This window comes from Caloramator fervidus (assembly GCF_900108045.1).
Classification (GTDB): Bacteria; Bacillota; Clostridia; order Clostridiales; family Caloramatoraceae; genus Caloramator; species Caloramator fervidus.
Window position 1 is genome coordinate 18,073 of the sequence record NZ_FNUK01000003.1, and the last position, 18,484, is coordinate 36,556.

At 30.1% G+C, this 18,484-nt stretch carries 23 protein-coding genes, 1 tRNA gene, 1 riboswitch and 1 other annotated feature; of the genes, 7 read left to right on the forward strand and 17 right to left on the reverse strand.

All coding sequences use genetic code 11. From position 1 onward, the window contains the following. Positions 1-9 precede the first annotated feature (9 nt). The 12 genes from C4R78_RS01810 to sleB form a co-directional block, all read right to left on the reverse strand. Positions 10-591: a DUF4430 domain-containing protein gene (locus C4R78_RS01810; RefSeq protein WP_103895390.1), complete on the reverse strand. Its 582-nt coding sequence runs from the start codon at positions 589-591 to the stop codon at positions 10-12. 83 nt (positions 592-674) lie between these two features. Further along, positions 675-846, reverse strand: a riboswitch (cobalamin riboswitch). 19 nt (positions 847-865) lie between these two features. Then, on the reverse strand, positions 866-1,795 hold the full coding sequence (locus tag C4R78_RS01815) for a TRM11 family SAM-dependent methyltransferase (RefSeq protein WP_103895391.1): 930 nt from the start codon (positions 1,793-1,795) through the stop codon (positions 866-868). Between the two features lie 23 nt (positions 1,796-1,818). Further along, a tRNA-Leu gene (locus C4R78_RS01820) sits at positions 1,819-1,902 on the reverse strand. Positions 1,903-1,969: 67 nt separating this feature from the next. Next, complete coding sequence (locus tag C4R78_RS01825; protein ID WP_103895392.1) at positions 1,970-3,358, reverse strand: VanW family protein; 1,389 nt, start codon at positions 3,356-3,358, stop codon at positions 1,970-1,972. A gap of 30 nt (positions 3,359-3,388) precedes the next feature. Then, positions 3,389-4,018, reverse strand: coding sequence for an endonuclease III (gene nth, locus C4R78_RS01830; protein WP_103895393.1), 630 nt, complete (start codon positions 4,016-4,018; stop codon positions 3,389-3,391). 115 nt (positions 4,019-4,133) lie between these two features. Next, positions 4,134-4,412, reverse strand: a complete 279-nt coding sequence (locus tag C4R78_RS01835; RefSeq protein WP_103895394.1) for a DUF503 domain-containing protein — start codon at positions 4,410-4,412, stop codon at positions 4,134-4,136. After that, the gene (locus C4R78_RS01840; protein WP_103895395.1) at positions 4,409-5,107 is read right to left on the reverse strand and encodes a lysophospholipid acyltransferase family protein; all 699 of its coding nucleotides are present in this window, start codon (positions 5,105-5,107) and stop codon (positions 4,409-4,411) included. Before C4R78_RS01840 ends, C4R78_RS01835 begins: the two co-directional genes overlap by 4 nt. Before the next feature lie 17 nt (positions 5,108-5,124). Then, complete coding sequence (locus C4R78_RS01845) at positions 5,125-5,472, reverse strand: phage holin family protein (RefSeq protein ID WP_103895396.1); 348 nt, start codon at positions 5,470-5,472, stop codon at positions 5,125-5,127. Further along, positions 5,469-6,467, reverse strand: coding sequence for a tRNA epoxyqueuosine(34) reductase QueG (gene queG, locus C4R78_RS01850; protein WP_103895397.1), 999 nt, complete (start codon positions 6,465-6,467; stop codon positions 5,469-5,471). Before queG ends, C4R78_RS01845 begins: the two co-directional genes overlap by 4 nt. Positions 6,468-6,574: 107 nt before the next feature. Further along, on the reverse strand, positions 6,575-7,141 hold the full coding sequence (gene epsC, locus C4R78_RS01855; RefSeq protein WP_103895398.1) for a serine O-acetyltransferase EpsC: 567 nt from the start codon (positions 7,139-7,141) through the stop codon (positions 6,575-6,577). Positions 7,142-7,146: 5 nt separating this feature from the next. Further along, complete coding sequence (gene cysK / locus C4R78_RS01860; RefSeq protein WP_103895399.1) at positions 7,147-8,061, reverse strand: cysteine synthase A; 915 nt, start codon at positions 8,059-8,061, stop codon at positions 7,147-7,149. 66 nt (positions 8,062-8,127) lie between these two features. Further along, positions 8,128-8,359 (reverse strand) — a binding site (T-box leader). 57 nt (positions 8,360-8,416) lie between these two features. Continuing rightward, positions 8,417-9,079 carry a spore cortex-lytic enzyme gene (sleB, locus tag C4R78_RS01865; protein WP_103895400.1) on the reverse strand — a complete coding sequence of 221 codons (663 nt, stop codon included), beginning with the start codon at positions 9,077-9,079 and terminating at the stop codon, positions 8,417-8,419. A gap of 110 nt (positions 9,080-9,189) precedes the next feature. Here sleB and C4R78_RS01870 point away from each other — a divergent pair, with 110 nt between their 5' ends. Both C4R78_RS01870 and C4R78_RS01875 read left to right on the forward strand, forming a co-directional pair. Then, positions 9,190-10,983, forward strand: coding sequence for a YgiQ family radical SAM protein (locus C4R78_RS01870; protein WP_423236629.1), 1,794 nt, complete (start codon positions 9,190-9,192; stop codon positions 10,981-10,983). 4 nt (positions 10,984-10,987) lie between these two features. Further along, the gene (locus tag C4R78_RS01875) at positions 10,988-11,596 is read left to right on the forward strand and encodes a DedA family protein (protein WP_103895402.1); all 609 of its coding nucleotides are present in this window, start codon (positions 10,988-10,990) and stop codon (positions 11,594-11,596) included. Here the strand turns inward: C4R78_RS01875 and C4R78_RS01880 are convergent. Both C4R78_RS01880 and C4R78_RS01885 read right to left on the reverse strand, forming a co-directional pair. Beyond that, positions 11,586-12,458 carry a YegS/Rv2252/BmrU family lipid kinase gene (locus C4R78_RS01880; RefSeq protein ID WP_103895403.1) on the reverse strand — a complete coding sequence of 291 codons (873 nt, stop codon included), beginning with the start codon at positions 12,456-12,458 and terminating at the stop codon, positions 11,586-11,588. The two genes, C4R78_RS01875 and C4R78_RS01880, sit on opposite strands and share 11 nt — an antisense overlap. Positions 12,459-12,521: 63 nt before the next feature. Continuing rightward, positions 12,522-12,950, reverse strand: a complete 429-nt coding sequence (locus C4R78_RS01885; protein ID WP_103895404.1) for a CBS domain-containing protein — start codon at positions 12,948-12,950, stop codon at positions 12,522-12,524. A gap of 117 nt (positions 12,951-13,067) precedes the next feature. Here C4R78_RS01885 and C4R78_RS01890 point away from each other — a divergent pair, with 117 nt between their 5' ends. The 5 genes from C4R78_RS01890 (at position 13,068) to cax (ending at position 16,040) form a co-directional block, all read left to right on the forward strand. Continuing rightward, entirely contained in the window at positions 13,068-13,697 is a 630-nt protein-coding gene (locus C4R78_RS01890) for a phosphatidylserine decarboxylase family protein (RefSeq protein ID WP_103895405.1), read from the forward strand. Further along, positions 13,694-14,212 carry a CDP-diacylglycerol--serine O-phosphatidyltransferase gene (gene pssA / locus C4R78_RS01895; RefSeq protein WP_103895406.1) on the forward strand — a complete coding sequence of 173 codons (519 nt, stop codon included), beginning with the start codon at positions 13,694-13,696 and terminating at the stop codon, positions 14,210-14,212. The genes C4R78_RS01890 and pssA overlap by 4 nt, the downstream gene beginning before the upstream one ends. A gap of 80 nt (positions 14,213-14,292) precedes the next feature. Then, a complete protein-coding gene (gene rbr / locus C4R78_RS01900; RefSeq protein WP_103895407.1) occupies positions 14,293-14,847 on the forward strand; it encodes a rubrerythrin in 555 nt (184 codons plus the stop codon). Continuing rightward, positions 14,844-14,999, forward strand: a complete 156-nt coding sequence (locus tag C4R78_RS09370; protein WP_159945765.1) for a hypothetical protein — start codon at positions 14,844-14,846, stop codon at positions 14,997-14,999. Before rbr ends, C4R78_RS09370 begins: the two co-directional genes overlap by 4 nt. Positions 15,000-15,047: 48 nt before the next feature. After that, positions 15,048-16,040 (forward strand): calcium/proton exchanger, encoded by a 993-nt coding sequence (gene cax, locus C4R78_RS01905; protein ID WP_159945766.1) that lies wholly within the window; start codon positions 15,048-15,050, stop codon positions 16,038-16,040. Positions 16,041-16,061: 21 nt separating this feature from the next. On the opposite strand, the gene sdaAA is transcribed toward cax, so the two are convergent. The 3 genes from sdaAA to C4R78_RS01920 are packed head-to-tail and all read right to left on the reverse strand — an operon-like array spanning position 16,062 to position 18,481. Next, the gene (gene sdaAA, locus C4R78_RS01910) at positions 16,062-16,934 is read right to left on the reverse strand and encodes an L-serine ammonia-lyase, iron-sulfur-dependent, subunit alpha (protein WP_103895409.1); all 873 of its coding nucleotides are present in this window, start codon (positions 16,932-16,934) and stop codon (positions 16,062-16,064) included. A gap of 14 nt (positions 16,935-16,948) precedes the next feature. Then, the gene (sdaAB, locus tag C4R78_RS01915) at positions 16,949-17,614 is read right to left on the reverse strand and encodes an L-serine ammonia-lyase, iron-sulfur-dependent subunit beta (RefSeq protein WP_103895410.1); all 666 of its coding nucleotides are present in this window, start codon (positions 17,612-17,614) and stop codon (positions 16,949-16,951) included. A 15-nt stretch (positions 17,615-17,629) separates the two neighbouring features. Then, a complete protein-coding gene (locus tag C4R78_RS01920; protein ID WP_103895411.1) occupies positions 17,630-18,481 on the reverse strand; it encodes a YitT family protein in 852 nt (283 codons plus the stop codon). Between the last annotated feature and the right edge of the window lie 3 nt (positions 18,482-18,484).

Sequence of the window (18,484 nt, forward strand, 5' to 3'; positions counted from 1 at the left end):
TACCTCCTATCATGGCATTAAATCTTTAACGGTCCATCCCTTATAATCAAAATTTAAAATATCTCCATCTTTAACAACAATGTCATTTGCTCCAACTTTTGTTTTTTTACCATTTAAGTATATAAACCAATCATAACCTAATATTCCCTTTTCCTTATCTTCATCTGAAAGTTGGTTTTGTGGAATAGAAATCAAGCCATTTATTTCCTTAATAAACCCTCCCACTTCATAAACCTTTGTATTTTGTTTTAAGATTTGCATGGCAGTCATTGGTTTTTCAAGCTTTAAGACTTTTTCATAAAGTATATCTTGTCTATTATTTTTTGAAATTATTAATTTAACTTTAATTTCATCTTTTTTAACATTCTTTTGAGTTTTTTCCTCTTTAGATTTCAAATTAACATTTTTCTTTTCATTGCGTGCTTTTACATCATTATTTTTATTATTTTTTTCAACTATTTTTTCACTACTTGATACCTGATTTATTTTTATACTTCCACTTGAAGAAACAGGCTGTGAACTTAATGTTGTTTTATAAACACATGATGTAAAAATTAAAATCGTAAAAATAATCGACAATACCTTTTTCATATTTTCACCCCCTTTCCATCAGAGGGAAACAAAAAAGCCCGGAAAGGGCTTACTTTCGCAAGCTTTCCCTTCCCTCCGAAGGTTTAGCCTTTAACACACAGGCAGGTTTCCTGGCTCGTGGATCATCTTACTCCCTGGCCTTCCCAAAAAGGTGGCATATCAGGTTTCATACCCACTCACAGTAGCGGGGGCTGCAGCGGATTTTCACCGCTTTCCCTTTTAACCCTTGCGGGCACCTGTGTATTTTTTTAAATTTTCCAAAAATATTATAACATTACTTTTTATTTTTAACAACTGCTAAAGTTACATATCTAAAAAACTTAGCCTTTCTAATTTTACAAAAATCCTTTACCTCAAAATCATAATAACTTATAACTTCCCTCATATCTTCAAGAGTTACAAAAACAGCCTTTTTAGATATTCTTGCTGTATGTCTTATTATATCCTTCTGTAACTCCTTATTTGTCACAGATAGCACCCCATAAGGGAGGTCAACCACTGCAACATCAAAGTATTTATCTACATCCTTTATATCGCTTCTTTTTACAATATCAGGATATCCGAAAAATTTGAGATTTTCCCTTGCCCCTTTAACAACTTTATAATTAATATCATATCCTTTAACATCTATTCCCATTGATAAAGCTTCAAGCAAAACTGTTCCTATTCCACAACAAGGATCGACTAACTTTAAACTATTATTCTTCCCAACAGCAATATTAACCAGAGCTCTAGATACCCTTGATGTTAAAGAATTACAATACTGAACAGGTTTCTTATCATGTAAATTCCATATTCTTTTATTTTTTATTATTTCTCCTACAATCCATCTATCTTTAAAATCAATGACTCCAACCTTTACTTTAGGCTCATGAATTGATACTTTTCCCTTAATTGAGCCTCCTATTAAACTTTCTACTTTATGTTTTTTATTCAAATCCATTCTTTCAAAAAGGCTTATATATTGAACTTTAAAATCATTGTAACTTATATTTTTTTGCTTTATAACTTCTAATAATTCTTCTAAACTTAACGCTTCAGCATCTACTTTTATACAATAATTTGTATATGGACTTCTATTTATATCTATATATTCATCATAAAAAAAATATTTTTCTTTTAATTCTATTCCAAATAAATGTCTTATTTCCATCTCACACAGTTCCTGCTCTCCATCAGGAAAGCTGACATAATAAAAAAACATATCTTCACCAACCTTTTTAAAATTGGTGCGGGCGAAGGGACTTGAACCCCCACGCACAAGGCCCTAGACCCTGAATCTAGTGCGTCTGCCAATTCCGCCACGCCCGCGAAATATCCATAAAAATTTTAACATTTTTTTACTTGTTTGTCTAGATTATCTACTGTTGACACTCCCCTATTCTTCTGCTTTGTTTTGTTGTTCTTCAGTTTTATCCAATTGAGTTAACACTTTTTTAGTTCCAATTCTAACTTTACCCTTAGCAGGCTTATAATAGTCTTTTGAAATTAGCTCCTCTTTAATTAAAATTCCATTTCTATAAACTTTCCTGTATGTAACAGATTTTACTCCATCAATAGGTTTTGCTTCTATAATTTTTTCTCCTTCAGGCAAGGTTGGATCTTTTATATATTCAGTTGTAGTAGGTATTCTTTCTATCACTTTACTTTCTACGACTACCTTAATGTTGGGATCTTGGTTTGCACCATAAAAAACAACATTAACATGAGAATTAGCCAACCATGCCCTTATATATATTGGAAAATTAGTGGTATTTTTAAACTTTAAATCTATAGAGTTTCCTGAAATAGTAGCATCTCGTCCTGGTGGAACATACGCAACCTTAAGGCCATGGGGACGCCTTTCTAATATTTGTAAATTAGCCAACAAAGCTGCATTATAAACCGTAGTAGTAACTTGACAAATTCCACCAGCAAGTCCAGGAACAAGGGTTCCATTTATAATTACTGGAGCTTCTTTATATCCTTTTGCTGCAACTCTTGGACCTAATACTTTATTCATTGAGAATACTTCCCCTGGCATTATTAAAGTTCCATTTATGCTCTCTGCTGCAATTTTTAGGTTGCCTACTCTATTAATATCTGAAGAGCTATACTTAGTTGAAAAACTAGATATTTTTGTTTTGATCTTTCTAAGATCTTCAGCTTTAATTTTAGGCTTTTCAACTATAACTGGAATATCTACGTATAAATTTTGCCCTTTAATACTTTCACTTATCATAGATATAAGACTACTTTCATCTACTTTTATTCCGCATTCTTCTTCTTTAACAACAAATTTTCCATTTACAAAGTTTATTGTCGCATTTTTTGGCTGTTTGTTTATTTCTCGGGAAATTTTTTTGATAATATTTTCTATTTTCGACTCATCATAATTCAATTCTAAATCAATATTTATACCATTGTTTTTTAATTTAAACCTATCTATTACTTGTTTTAACATATTTCCTTCTTTTGCAATTGCATAAGCCTGTTCTACTGCTTTCTCAACGTTAAATTTTACCCCTAAATCCTTTAAGTTTATCCTGTATTCCTTATCATTATACTTTAAAACCAATTCTTTTTCATACAACGGCTTATTAAATTTAGCATCCAATAAACTTATTGCTTCATTTTTAGTTTTATCACCTACATATACATTATTAATATACACTCCCTTACAAATTTTATCATTATTTCCTCCTAATAATGACAATGTAAGTAATACAGGAGTAATAAATACAACAGCAATAAATGATATAAGTGCAATCTTAAACTTATTCTGCATAAAATGCCCCCTTAAATAAATTTAAGTATATTATAACATATTATCCTTATAAAATTTACAATATTCTTTTATTTTACAAATATCGCACTTTGGCTTTCTTGCCGTGCAAATTTTTCTTCCATGCCATATAAGCCAATGATGAAGGGATGACCAATAATTTTTCGGAATATTTTTCATAAGCTGTTTTTCAGTTTGAACAACATCCTTAGAATTTGCAAGTCCTATTCTATTAGCAACTCTAAAAACATGGGTATCCACAGCTATAGCATCCTTTCCAAAGGCATTTGATAAAACAACGTTTGCTGTTTTTCTTCCAACACCAGGTAAAGTCAAAAGATCCTCCATCTTATCTGGAACCTCACCATTAAATTTTTCCACTATTATTTTACTTGCATTTATTATATTTTTTGCTTTAGTCTTATATAAACCACAAATTTTTATATATTTTTCTAATTCCTCTAAAGATATATTTGCAATTTCATAAGGAGTATTATATTTTTTAAATAATTCCTTTGTTGCCTTATTTACAATCTCATCTGTAGTTTGTGCTGATAATATAGTGGCAACTAAAAGTTCAAAAGGCGATGTAAAATTTAAAGCACATCCTAAACCTTTATATTCTTCCTCTAATATTTTTATTATTTTCATATACTCTTTCATATAAACACCTCAAGCTAAATATTAAAAAGGGGCAAAGCCCCCTTTTATATTATTCCCTTTCTTTTTCCTGCTTTCTCATAAATATAAATTGCATATCAAAAGCTTTAATACTATTTTATAATATTTCTATGTTTATGTCTATTATTTCTGCACGTCCATCTTGCTCTATTTGTTTTAAAATTGAATTAAAAGTTGAATCAACTATTTTTTTATCACTTCCAACAGCTGCAATCCCTAGCTCACAAAGCTGCCATTTATCATTTTCTCCAACCTCTGCTACTGAAACATTATGCTGCATTATCTTTGAAATCAAACTTTTTACTATTTGCCTTTTTTCCTTTAAAGAATGAGGCGTAAAAAATTTTAACTTTATATTTGCAATACCTACTATCATCTGTATACTCCCCTATACTCTAATGGTAATAATTCTGCTATTTTTCTCATAAGATAATCTAAACAATATTCATCATATTCATCCTTTGTCATACCATCTAACATTTCAGGTAAATTAAAAGGCTTTCCTATATTTACAATAACCTTAGATTTGTAAAACTTTTCTTTTCCCATATCCTCATCATTAATAGGCATTAATTTTTCTGTTCCAATTAAACCTATAGGAACTATTGGAACATTGCATTTTCTTGCTATAAGGATTACCCCTTTTTTGCCTTTAATCATGGTTGCTGTTCTTGACCTTGTCCCTTCTGGAAAAATCATAAGAGAATGTCCCTCTTTTATTACATTTATACTTCTTTTTATAGCCTCTAAATCAGGAGAATTAGGCTGTATAGTTATAGTATTCACTGCCTCTACACCTATTCTACTTAATGCCTTAGACTGAAGTTTAATTCCTGCAACAAAATAGGGGTCAAATTCTCTTAAAACCTTATTTAAAATAAGCCCATCTGCATTGCTTAAATGATTTGCTACAAAAATTAAAGGTTTAGACATGGAAGCTAAATTTTGATAGTTTTTAACTTCAATGTCTGCATACTTTTGCAAAGTAAATTCTACAATTAATTTACATATTGGCTTATAAATCCCTTTTGGCAAACTAAATAACAATTTTCCTAAAAACTCTTTATTCATATTACCATCCTTTCATGTTATAATATAACGCTTATTAGGTATGATATAATGCTTATAAAAATATATCCAATAATTGCAGAACCTAAACTTGAAACTATAAATCCCTTAGTTAAAGACGAAACTATAATTAAAAGTATTCCATTTAAAATAAAAGTAAAAAGTCCCAAGCTCATTATATTAATGGGTAAGGATAAAATTAACAATACAGGTTTTATTAAAGCATTAGCAAGGCCTAAAACTATAGAAGCTACTATTGCAGCCCCAAATCCGCTTACATATATACCCTTTATGAAGGAAGCCGTTAAATATATAGCAGTCGCATTTATTAAAATTCTAGCTAAAAAACCTTTATCATCTCGACTCATTTAAATTCCCCCAATCTATTTAGATAATATTTTACATAGTAAGAAAAATACTCATCCTCAATCAAGGACTTTATCTTATTATAGCCTTCCTTTGATTTTAGGTTAGCCAGTGCAATAATAAGATTTCTTTGAAGGACTTTTTTTCCCCTCCAACCTGCAGAGGTTTTTTGAAAGGTTTCCTTAAATTGTTTATTGGACATAGTTAAAAATCTTTCTACTTCTATGTTTATGTTCCAACTTTCTGGTTTAAAATCAACTATATTAGAATATTCTGCTTTTTTATTAAATGGACATACATCCTGACATATATCACATCCATATATTCTACTTCCCATTTTAATCATTTCATCATAGGTCAAAGTTTCTTTTTTTTGAGTTATAAAAGATAAGCACTTTTTAGAATTTAAGTAAAAAGGCTTTTCTATAGCCCCAACAGGGCATGATTTTATACAAATATCACAACTTCCACATTTAGATTCAATAGGATAATCAGGCTCAATATACAAATCTGTAATAAGCTCTCCTAAAAAAACAAAAGAACCATATTTTTTTGTATATATATTCGTATTTTTTCCATAAAATCCTATACCACACTTATATGCAATCTCTCTATCGTGTAATGGTCCTATATCACAAAAATATATTGATTCTGCACCTAATTCTTCTTTTAGAAAGACCTTTAAAAGTTCTAACTTATTTTTTAATACTATATGATAGTCAATTCCTAATGAAGATTTTGAAAGGTAAGGCCTACTATAATCTAAATCAACTGTTCTATAAGGAACAGCAATAGATATAAAAGATTTTGCATTACTTAAAATAGAACTTACATCAACCCTTTTAAATTCATCCTTTTCTTCAAACCCAGATAAATGTCCATTTAATCGCCTCTCCTTTAATCTTTCTATAAAATCAAAACTAAATTCTACACTAGAAAAACCTATGTATTCTATGCCTATTTTATTTGCATATTCTTTTATTTTTTCCTTAATCATCTTTTCACCCCAAAGTTTTTTCCTATACATTATTAGTATAGTTTGTTTTGTAAAATTGCACAATAATAAATAAAAATAAAATAAGAAAGCCCAGGTTTAACCTGGGCTTATAACCATAGACCATACACAATATTTTCTTTATCTTTAAAAGCCTCATAATCTATTTTTACTACCTTTGCAGGAATACCAACAACAGTAGCATAAGGTGGAACATCCTTAAGAACAACAGCATTTGCACCTATTTTGGCATTATTCCCTATTTTTATAGGTCCTAAAACCTTTGCTCCAGCACCTATAACAACATTATCTCCAACAGTTGGATGCCTTTTAACATCCTTTTCCTTTCCAGTTCCTCCTAAAGTCACTCCATGAAATATAGTAACGTTATCTCCAATTTCAGCAGTTTCTCCTATTACAACTCCCATACCATGATCTATAAAAAGTCCCTTACCTATTTTAGCTCCAGGATGTATCTCTATCCCTGTTCTATGCCTTGCAAATTGAGATATCCACCTTGCAATAACAAAATGCTTTCTTACATAAAACCAATGGGCTATTCTATGATAAATTAATGCATGAAGTCCAGGATATAGAAGTATAACTTCTAGAAGGCTTTTAGCAGCTGGATCCTTTTTTAATATATTTTTAGCCTCTTCTATTATCATTTTAAACATATACATCACTCCTCAAAAAGTTCTGTTGAAAGGTATCTTTCTCCTGTATCAGGAGCTATTGTAACAATCCTTTTACCATTTCCTAATTCCAAGGCCTTATTTAAAGCTGCATAAACCGCTGCTCCTGATGATATTCCAACCAAAATACCTTCTTTTTTTGCAAGATTTCTTGAAGTTTCAAAAGCCTCTTTGGAAGATACAGTAACAATTTCATCAATTATACTTGTATCAAGTATATCAGGAACAAATCCTGCACCAATTCCTTGAATCTTATGAAGCCCTATCTGACCTCCTGATAAAACCGCAGACTCTTTAGGCTCAACCGCAACAATTTTAATGTTAGGTATATATTCCTTTAACACCTTACCAACTCCAGTTATAGTTCCTCCTGTTCCTACACCAGCAACAAACACATCAATTTTACCTTCTGTTTGTTTTAATATTTCTTGAGCAGTAGTTTTCATATGAATTTCAGGGTTAGCAAAATTTTTAAATTGTTGAGGCATAAAATATCCATTTTCTTTTGCCAATCTTTCCGCTACTTCAACAGCTCCTTTCATACCTTTTTTACCATCAGTAAGGATAATCTCTGCACCATAGGCTTTCATGAGTTTTCTTCTTTCAATACTCATGGTCTCAGGCATTACCAATATTACTTTATATCCCTTTGAGGCTCCTACCATAGCAAGTCCAATACCTGTATTTCCACTTGTAGGCTCAATTATGGTATCCCCCTTTTTTAAAATTCCCCTTTTTTCAGCCTCTTGAATCATAGAAAGGGCAATCCTATCCTTTACACTTGATCCTGGATTAAAGTATTCTAATTTAACTAATACTTCTGCCATATCATTAGTCACTAATCTATTTAATCTTATCATTGGTGTATTTCCTATTAATTCATAAATATTGTTGTAAATCATAATATCCACCTCCTAAATCTTTGTTATTACCTGTGCACAGGTAAAATTAAAAGCCTTCGCCTCATATTCAGAGACGAAGGCTTACCTCCGCGGTTCCACTCTGATTGGGAAAACTCCCCTCTCTTTTGGGCACAATCATGCCCTTCTACTATAACGGGTAGTCCCGTCTCGGCCTACTAAATTTCAGCCTGACGCTCACAGGTGCACTTCAGCTATGCCTCCGTGTAGGACTCTTCCAGCCAAGGAGCCCCTCTCTGGACACTTAGCATAGCCTACTCTACCTGATCATAGCGTTTAATTCCGACTAATTTACTCTGATTTCATTATATGCATAAAAAACTACTTTGTCAATAATTTATTTACAAAATACATGTTTACCAATAACCTTTATTACAGGCCTTGACCAAATCCATTTATTTGTAGTTTTTTCTGGATTATAATAAAATAATGCTCCTCCTGAAGGATCCCAACCGTTTAAAGCATCCGTTGCGGCTTTTTTAGCACTATCAGTTGGAGGCAAATTTATCTGCCCATCATCAACTGCAGTAAAAGCGCCAGGTTGATATATAACTCCTGGAATAGTATTTGGAAATCTTGGATCTCTTACTCTATTCATAACAACTCCTCCAACAGCAACTTGACCTATGTAAGGCTCACCCCTGGCTTCTCCTGATATAAGCCTTGATAAAAGTTCATGATTTTGCGTCCCATTATATCCTCTTTGAGCGTTATCGACATTAATTCCTAAAGCTGCTAAAGTTCTTGGTCCTGCAACTCCATCAGGATATAATCCATTCTTTCTTTGAAATTCTTTAACAGCTGTATAGGTTAAATATCCATATATTCCATCTACATTACCTTTATAATATCCCCATTTTTTTAATCTGGATTGAATTTCAATAACAACTTGACCACGCGAACCCCAACTATATGTAGCAGCTTTTATAGTATTGTTATAAATAATAGAAACTAAAATTACAACAAAAAATGTCCAAACCAACAATATCAATTTTTTCATATTAAACACCTCCCTTTTTTATTTTTTGTAAAATTATAGTTTTAATACCTTTTAATTTATTAAAAATCGTTTAAAATAATATTGTTATCACTATTTAAGAGGTGATCAGATTGAGTTTCTTACCAATATGTAAGGAAGATATGAAAAAAAGAGGATGGAATGAACTAGATTTTATTTTTGTAACCGGAGATGCTTATGTAGATCATCCATCCTTTGGGCATGCAATTATAACTCGTCTTCTTGAAAGCTTAGGATTTAAAGTAGGCATAATATCCCAACCAAACTGGAAAACAGCAGATGATTTTATCAAGCTTGGAAAACCTAAAATAGCTTTTCTAGTTTCATCTGGAAATATAGATTCTATGGTAAATCACTATACCGTAAACAAAAAAAGAAGAAGCGAAGATGTATATTCTCCAGGCGGTAAAGCAAACCTTAGACCAGATAGAGCTGTTATAGTTTATTGCAATAAACTTAGGGAATATTTTAAAGATGTTCCTATAATAATTGGAGGAATTGAAGTTAGTCTAAGGCGTTTTGCCCATTATGACTATTGGGACGATAAAGTAAGACGTTCAATACTTCTTGACAGCAATGCTGATCTTTTAGTTTATGGCATGGGTGAAAAACAAATATTGGAAATTGCTAACTTAATATCTTACGGAAAAAAAATAACGGAAATTAAAAACATAAACGGAACTTGTTACGTAACAAAGGATATTTCAAACTTAACAGACTATATAGAAATCCCTAGTTTCGAAGAGGTTTCAAAAGACAAATTAAAATATGCTGAAGCCTTTAAAATTCAATATCAAGAGCAAGACCCTATAAAAGGTAAAACCCTTGTTCAAAAACATGGTAATCTTTATGTTGTTCAAAACCCTCCTGCAAAACCATTAACAGTAGAAGAGATGGACTTTATATATTCATTACCATATACAAGAACTTATCATCCCATTTATAAAAAATATGGCGGGGTTCCTGCTTTAAAGGAAGTAGAATTCAGTATAGTATCTCATAGAGGATGCTTTGGAGGATGTTCCTTTTGCGCTCTTCATTTTCATCAAGGAAGAATAATTCAAAAAAGAAGTAAAGAATCTATAATTGAAGAAGCAAAAAAGCTTATAAATCTTCCTAATTTTAAAGGATATATCCATGACGTAGGAGGCCCTACAGCTAATTTTAGAAATCCTTCATGTAAAAAACAGCTTAAAGAGGGTGTATGTAAAAACAGACAATGCCTATTCCCAACTCCATGTCCTAATTTAGAAGTTAACCATGATGAATATCTTAATATTTTAAGAGAAATAAGAAAATTACCTAAAGTAAAAAAAGTTTTTATAAGATCTGGAATTAGATATGACTATGTCCTTTTAGACAAAAACGATAAATTCCTCATAGAAGTTATTAAAAATCATATAAGCGGTCAATTAAAAGTTGCTCCGGAACATGTTTGCGATAAAGTTTTAAAAGTAATGGGTAAACCTCCAAGAAAACTATATGATAAGTTTGTTAAAAAATACTTTGACTTAAATAAAAAATTTGGATTAAAACAATATCTTGTTCCATACCTTATGTCAAGCCATCCAGGAAGTGATTTAAAAGCAGCAATAGAGCTTGCAGAATATATTAGAGATATGGGATATAATCCAGAACAAGTTCAAGACTTTTATCCTACTCCAGGAAGTTTATCAACAACAATTTATTATACTGGAATAAATCCCTTAACTGGTGAAAAAATTTATGTTCCTAAAGATCCAGAAGAAAAGAAAATGCAAAGAGCTCTTTTACAATTTAAAGACCCAAAAAATTACGACTTAGTATATAAAGCTTTAATAAAAGCTAAAAGAACTGACCTAATAGGATTTGACAAAAAATGCCTTATACCACCAAAAAGGAGATGATAAAATGAATATAGAAATATTTAAAATTTTATCTTATCTAAAAAATAATCCTTCTATTGCTTATATTTTTTCTATTTTAAATAGTTTCCTACAAATATTCTTTCCTCCTTATCCTGGAGATTCTTTAATAGCCCTTTTGGGCTATCTATCTTATTTAAACATAATAAACGGATATGTGATATTATCATTGACTATAATTTCTACATTCTTAAGCAGTTATCTTTTGTTGTACATAAGTTATAATTTTTCAAACATCATTGTAAATTCCTATTATTTTAAAAAGTTATTCAATTTACACTCCCTTGAAAAATTTGAAAAATGGTATAAAAAAATAGGACCATTTCTTTTAGTTATAGGTAAATTTATTCCAGGCATTAACTCAATAATAATAATAGGAGCAGGATTATTTAAAATTGACATTAAATTATCATTATTATCAATAGCAATTTCAACAATCCTTCACAACTCTATGTTTTTTATAGCAGGCAAAATAGCAGGAGAAAATCTAAAGTTTTTAAAAACCTTAATAAAAGAATACACAACTTACATATTACTTGGAATCACACTTTTATATTTAGGATATTTACTAATAAAAAAAATATTTAGGGAGTAAATATGATTACTTTTTGATCTGAAACACAAATATTTAATGGAAAATCAGGTCCTTTTTCACCATCAATATCTGTTTCTATGTTTTCTAAACATTCAATTTGAAATCTTTTTTCCTTTAAATAAATAATATTTTCATCATTAAGATGCTCTCCCTTAAGCATTTTTATAAATAAATTAAATAACTCAACTATATTACATTGTTTTACAGCAATTAAATTAAGATAACCATCATTAGCAGTTGCATCTGGAGCTAATCTAAAACCTCCTGCAGAAGAACCATTTAATATAGTAAATAAATAAATATTTTCTTCAATTACTTTTTTTTCAGTTATAATTCTTACAGGAATAGGTCTAAAATTGGGTATTTGTTCTATCCCTTTAAGATAGTAGGCTACCTTGCCTAAAGTATTTTTTAAATTAATATCTATCTTTTGAGAAACATCCGTCAAAAGTCCCGCAGCTGCAACGTTTATAAAATATCTATCATTTATCTTTCCTAAATCAAATTTTGTTAAATTACCCCTAATAATAATTTCACAAGCATCAGAAACTTTCTTTCCTATACCTAAATATCCTGCAAAATCATTTGCTGTTCCAGAAGGGATTATTCCAATTGGTTTATTTAAACCTGCTTTAAGCATAGAATTTATAACATGATTTATTGTTCCATCTCCTCCAGAAACAATAACAATATCATGATCATAAGCATATTTAATACACTTATAAATATCATCTACTGACATAGTCCTATATGGAGTAACAACATAACCACCTGATTGCAGTTTGTTAATTACTTGATCTAACTTTAATCTAAAAGTTCTATTACCTGAATATGGATTATAAATTAAAAAAGCCTTCTTCATGTAAATCCCCCCAACTTTTTATATTTTACTGCAAATTAATAGTTCCTGCAACTGCAGGAACTATTAATACATATTATGGGTGGGTTTTGAAATATCACTTAATGCCTCTCCCGCATCATCTACTAATTTAGATTCAACAGCCAAATCCCCAATTGCAAGCATTCCAACTAATCTTCCATTTTCTACAACAGGCAATCTTCTAACTTGTTTTTCAGCCATAAGCCTTGCAGCATCATGAACATCCATATTAGGATTTGCAGTAGTTACACCAACAGTCATAACATCCTTAGCTAAAGCATTGTTAAAATCTTTTCCCATAGCAACATCCCTTAACACAATATCTCTATCTGTTACAATTCCAACTACTTTATCTCCATCAACAACCGGAACAGAACCTATATTTTTTTCCTTCATAATTTTTGCTATTTCTATAACTGGAGTATTAGGCGTAACATAAGATACATTTGTAGTCATAAGATCCTTTACTTTCATAAATTTCACCTCCTAGTTAATAGTTTTCCCTTGATTAAATTTATAATTCAAATATTGTAAAAGCGCTGTAAATTTTATATAATTACTATAAAAAGAAATAAAAAAGGAGACGTGATTATGAAAATACCTATAAGGAGTGAATGTTTACCTTATGCACTTATTCTATCCTTCTTATCAATTATTTTTTATTTTTTAAACAAATACATAGCTATTTTAATGTTAATTCTATTAGCTTTTGTTTTGTTCTTCTTTAGGGACCCTGAAAGAACTATACCTTTTGATGAAAAAAGTTTTTTATCTCCAGCTGATGGAAAAGTAATCGATATTTGTGAAATCGAAGAAAATGAGTTTTTTAAATCAAAAGCTATAAAAGTTAGCATATTCTTATCTTTATTTAATATCCATGTTAATAGAAGTCCAATATCCGGTAAAGTAACCTATAAAAAATATAGACCCGGGAAATACTTACCTGCTTTTAAAAGTCATGCATCAGAAATAAATGAAAAAAATATAATAGGAATAGAAAACGAATATACAAAAGTTTTAGTAAGTCAAATTACAGGGTTTGTAGCAAGAAGAATAGTTTGTTGGAGTAAAATTGGAGATACCCTAAAACAGGGCGAAAGATTTGGGCTTATAAAATTTGGTTCCTGCACAGAAATAATAATGCCCATAGATACTGAAATAAAAGTAAAAATTGGAGATACCGTCAAAGGTGGTTTAACAGTTATAGGAGTGATAAAATGAATGCAAAAATAAATAAAAATATAATCCCAAATATTTTTACTTTCTTAAATCTAACATTTGGAATGCTTTCAATAATATTTACTTTAAATTCTAATTATATACTATCTGCAACATTAATCATAATGGCAGCCCTTATGGATAGATATGATGGACGTATAGCAAGGCATTTTAATGCTGCATCGCCATTAGGAAAAGAACTTGATTCTCTTTGCGATTTAATCTCCTTTGGAGTTGCACCAGCAATACTTTCATGGAGTAGTTTTTTAATAAACTTAGGAATTATAGGGTATATAATATCTATAATTTTCCCAATAGCTGGAGCTTATAGATTGGCAAGATTTAATGTAACTCCTTTTAATAATTATTTTATAGGGGTCCCAATCACATTTGCTGGATTTTTTGTAGCTTTAGACAATATAATAGCTTCATATTATCCTCATACTATTTTATCCTGTATATTTATGATAGCTTTATCATATCTTATGGTATGTAAAATAAAATTTAAGAAATTTTAAGAGCCGAAAGGCTCTTTTTTTGTGTCAAAAATTAATCTTAAGCATATTATGTTACTGTAAGTTCTCTAAGGAGTGATCTTATGAATATAAAAGGAAGCAAAACTGAACAAAACCTTTTAAAAACCTTTGCTGGAGAATCTAGAGCTAGAAACAAATATACTTTTTATGCAGAAAAAGCAAAGGAAGAAGGTTTTGAATTTATTGCTGCAATATTTTATGAAACTGCTGAAAATGAAAAAGCCCATGCAAGAAGAGTTTTCAATGATTTTCTAAAAGACAATAAAACAACAGCTGAAAACCTTTTAAATGCTGCAATGGGGGAAGCCTATGAAAGTGAAAAAATGTATAAAGAATTTGAGAAAACAGCCCGTCAAGAAGGATTTGAGGAAATAGCTAATTTCTATAAAGAACTTGCTGAAACCGAAGAATATCACAAAGAAAGATTTAAAGCTATCCTAGAAAACCTAAAAAATGGTAAAATATTCAAAAGAAATATAAAGGTAAAATGGCATTGCAGAAATTGTGGTTATATACATGAAGATTATGAAGCTCCTGAAAGATGTCCATTGTGCAACTTCCCAAAAAGCTATTTTGAAATATATTGCGAAAACTTTAAAGAAGGTGTTAATCTATGAAAAAATGCATGATTGCTTGGATTCCATATGATCTTTTATTAGATTTGGATGAAGAACTTATTAAATTTAGAAATAAAAACGAAGAAAATTTTCATGATGAATATGATGAAATAGACAAAGAATATATTGAAGAAGAATTAAATAAAAAATAAAGGTGTGCCAAAATGGCACACTTTTTAGTAATATAAATGGTGATGTCTATGACTTTTATAATAAAAAATATTCACATCTTTAATTTATTTTTTGTTTTTATAATTTTAATAATCCTATCAATTAAAATTAGCAAAGAAATAAGTCTACTTTCACAACTTATAGGAGATAAACTTGGAGGATTTATAAGTTCAACGTCTGGAAATCTTCCTGAACTTTTTATAAGTATATTTGCTTTAAAAAGTAATATGATAAATCTTGTAAAAGTTGGTCTTTTGGGTTCAATAATCGGAAATATGCTACTTGTTCTAGGTCTTAGCATACTATTTGGAGGTATTAAATATAAAGAACAAAAATTCAACAAAATAATAGCAAGAACAAATTTCTCCCTTTTATTCTTAGCATTAAGTAGTTTCATAATAGCTTCTACAATATCATATCAAGGAAAATTAGGAAATGAAAAACTATATTTATTTAGCTTTTTAACCGCAACAGTTTTATTACTAACATACATTTTAGGCCTTGTATTTTCATTGGTAACTCATAAAAATCTATTTTATATTCAATCTGAAGATGATTACAATGAAAATCAAGCAAAACCAAATATTATCTTAATAATAATCCTATTAATCAGCATTTATATTTTAAGCGAAATCTTTGTCAATCTTGTTGACAAGATAATTGCAAATTATAAAATTCCTGAAAAGCTTTTAGGAGTTATTATAATGCCTTTAGTAGGAAATGTATCTGAGTATATAACTGCTATATATACAGCCCTTAAAGATAAAATAAATTTATCCATTGAAATATCAATAGGCTCAAGTATGCAACTACTTCTTTTTACGCTTCCTACAATTGTAATAATAGCTTTTATGCTTAAACTACCTTTAACTTTAGTTTATAACTTTTATGAGCTTATCATATTAATTATATCAATAGGTCTGGCATTTTTCGTATTCCAAGACGGAAAAACCTATTGGATTGAAGGAGCTATACTTCTTGCATCATATATAATAATAATATTGAGTTTTTCATTAATTTAAAAAGGCATGGTTGACCATGCCTTATTCTCCAAATATTTCTTTCATAAATTTTTGCCCTGTAGGAGTTGCAGCAATTCCTCCTAATGCAGTTTCTCTAAGTTCAAAAGGTAATGATTTTCCAACTTTATACATAGCATCAACAACTTCATCGAAAGGAATTATACTCTTTATACCAGCTAATGCTAAATCTGCAGATGTTAAAGCATTTACGGCTCCTGATGAATTTCTTAAATAACAAGGAGCTTCAACTAAACCAGCAACAGGATCACATACTAATCCTAAAATATTTTGAATAGCTATAGCTGCTGCATGTAAAGCTTGCTCTGGTGTCCCACCAGCCATTTCAACTACAGCAGCTGCCGCCATTGCTGCTGCAGAACCACACTCAGCTTGGCAACCACCTTCAGCTCCTGATACTGTAGCATTTTTAGCTATAATTTGTCCAATGCCAGAAGCTGTAAAAAGAGCTTCAACCATTTCATCTTCATTTTTATTTAAAACTTCAGCAGCAGTTATGATAACTGCTGGTAAAATTCCTGCAGAACCTGCAGTTGGAGCTGCAACTATTTTGCCCATTGAAGCATTAACTTCAGATACTGATAATGCCCTTGCCATAGCTTTATTTATTATATTACCTGAAATAGTCTTTTTATTTTTTACATAATCTTCTACCTTTTTAGCATTTCCTCCTATAAGTCCACTTATTGAAATAACTTCTTTTTCAAGTCCACGATTTGCTGAATCTATCATAACTTTTAAAACACTTCTCATCTGTTCAAATATTTCTTTCTTACTTTTTCCTGTTCTTTCACTTTCATAATCTAAAACAACATCACATATTCTTTTGTTTTTTTCTTTTGCAATTTTTATTAAATCGCTTCCTTTTGTATACATAAAATTTCCTCCTCTTATACTGGATTTATAACTATTACATTAAGCATATCCTTTATATTTCTAATCTTTTCTACCATTTCATCATCAACCTTTGCATCTAATTCAATAATAGCTGTTGTAATCATTTGTAAATTTCTTGTTACCTTCATATTAGCGATATTAATATCCTTTTCTAATATAAACTTTGAAATATCTGCTAACATACCCTTTCTATCATTATATTTTGCAATTATAGTAGGATATTCTCCTGTAAACTCTACTTTTTCTCCTTCTATTTCAGTTATTAAAATGTTACCTCCACCTATAGATGATCCCATAACCTCAACATTTTTTCCATCCTTTTTATAAAAAACAAATTTTACTGTATTAGGATGTTGATCTCCTAAATCAGTTGGAATAAAAATTACTTCTATACCTTTTTCTTTTGCTATTTCTAATGAATTTCTAAGCCTTTCATCATCTGGATCCATACCTAATACTCCTGCAACCAAAGCTCTATCAGTTCCATGTCCTTTATATGTTTTTGCAAAAGAGCCATGTAAATAAAATTCTACTTTGTAAAAATCATCTCCAGCTATCTTGCTTGCAACCTTACCTAACCTTGCGGCTCCTGCTGTGTGGGAACTTGATGGTCCTATCATGACTGGTCCTAAAATATCAAAAACTCCATAAAGTTTCATTTAAACACCCCTTCTTTAGTAAATATTTTTAAAGCCTTTTCCTTGAACCTCCGCAACATCAATTATAGTCAAAAATGCCCCAGGGTCAATATCAAAAACAATAGTTTTTATCTTTATAAGCTGATTTAAAGTAATTATACAGTATATCACTTTTTTATTGTGTCCTGTATAAGCACCTTCTCCATATAAAAAAGTAACTCCTCGCCCTAATTCTTTAAATATTCTTGTGGATATATCTTCTGGTTTATCCGTTACTATCATAATCATTTTCTTCCTGTCAAAACCTTGTAAAACATATTCTAAAACTCTAGAAGATATAAACATAGAAATTAATGTGTATAAACCAGCTTCTAAGCTACTTATAATGCTTCCTAACAACACCACAAACAAGTTTATAATAAAAGATACAGTAGAAATATTAACTCCTAATCTTTTCTTTAAAGCTACCGCAACTATGTCAATTCCACCCATTGAGCCTTTATTTTTCAAAACAATTCCTAACCCTATTCCATTTAATACACCTCCATATATGGAGGATAATAAAATATCCTTAATATTTAAGGCACTTGTTAAATCTTTAGTTAAAATCAAAAAAAAGGACAGGAGTAAAACTCCTACTACACTGAAAAAAATAAAATCATACTCTAACTCTTTAATTCCATACAAAAAAATTGGAATATTAAATAATAATACTAAGTAACCAGAAGGAATACCAGTTAAATACTGAGTTATTATAGCTAAACCTGAAACTCCTCCGCTTAAAAGTTTATGCGGAACTATAAAAGCATTTATTCCAACAGCTGAAATAAAACATCCAAGTAAAATAAAAATTAATCTCTTAAAAGACCTTCGTATATCAAATTTCATCAA